Source organism: Bradyrhizobium sp. Leo170 (assembly GCF_004296405.1).
Lineage (GTDB): Bacteria > Pseudomonadota > Alphaproteobacteria > Rhizobiales > Xanthobacteraceae > Bradyrhizobium.
In genome coordinates this window covers 1-543 of the sequence record NZ_PSRR01000855.1, presented here as the reverse complement: position 1 = coordinate 543, position 543 = coordinate 1, and the positions used below count along the sequence as shown (strand labels likewise).

Annotated in this window: 1 protein-coding gene; it reads right to left on the bottom strand. The window is 61.0% G+C overall.

The window, feature by feature from the left end; genetic code table 11:
• On the bottom strand, positions 1-343 hold a 343-nt coding region (locus CWO89_RS45100), incomplete at its 3' end, for an IS110 family transposase (protein WP_165421636.1).
• Between the last annotated feature and the right edge of the window lie 200 nt (positions 344-543).

The window sequence follows — 543 nt, the reverse complement described above, 5'->3', positions numbered from 1 at the left end:
CCGTCGGAGCCAGGTTCTTGGCGTGGGCGAAGCGGGCAATGACGGAGGAATCGATCCGGTCGGTCTTCTCCAGAATGCCCATTGCCTCGGCATAGCGGCGAACGCTGCGAGCGTTGGCCAGCGCGCAGCCGATGCCCTGTTCCCACAGCTCGACGAATACCCGTCGCTCGTAACCGCCACTGGCCTCCATCACCACCAGCGTGACGGCGTGTTCACGGCAGAACGCGGCTAGGGATGCAATGCCCGCCGTATCGTTATTGAAGCTCGCAAGCCGGCCGCCTGGTTCGATGCAGACATCGAGCTTGGCCTTCGAAACGTCCACTCCACAAATCGTCTTCTTCACGGTAACCTGCCTTGTCCATGCGATTGGAACTCAAGCGACTGTTCGGTCGTGCGTGACATGGCGAAGATCCCAAAGCTCATCCACGGTTGTGGCCGGAGGGGTAACGGGCGACTTCGCCACGCGTCTTGGCCGGTGGCCACCGGCCAAGACGCTAAATCGCTTCCATCGCACAAATCATGCCCGTGCAGATACAAGGGGTT